Consider the following 478-nt stretch of genomic DNA (forward strand, 5'->3'; position numbering starts at 1 on the left):
CCCTTATGTCCAAGATTACTATCAGATTGACCATGAGCCGACCACTCATCTACACTATTTATTCTACCTGAAAATGGCTAAAATTTCAAGTGTAAACTCTTCTATTTCGTAGTATAGGCAAAACTAATAGCGCTATCTGCTTGCGAGATTTTTCTAAAGGTATAGTTAGGATTGCCACCATAGTTGGTTTCAGACACAAGGAAAGAACCATCATCATAGACCTTCTCTACAAAAGCCACATGACCGTAGATGGCTGGTGTGCCATGTGTACCTCCCACAAAAGAAACAATAGCACCTGCTCTTGGTGTGGAACCCGTTTCTCCACCAAGACTTGACGCTGTCGCAACCCAGTCCTGACCATTTCCCATGGTATTAATGATTGAAATCTTCTCTCCATTACTTCCTTTTAATTTTAAACCTAATTGATTCATACGAGCCGCAACACCCCATGTACATTGTCCATAGGCATAGGCCATAC

At 41.6% G+C, this 478-nt stretch carries 1 protein-coding gene; it reads right to left on the minus strand.

What is annotated here, in order from left to right; genetic code table 11:
• Window positions 1-101: 101 nt before the first annotated feature.
• On the minus strand, window positions 102-478 hold a 377-nt coding region (locus L0M85_RS09875; protein WP_238656942.1), incomplete at its 5' end, for a CHAP domain-containing protein.

Source organism: Streptococcus sp. DFI.7.26 (genome assembly GCF_022240605.1).
GTDB classification, from domain to species: Bacteria; Bacillota; Bacilli; order Lactobacillales; family Streptococcaceae; genus Streptococcus; species Streptococcus xiaochunlingii.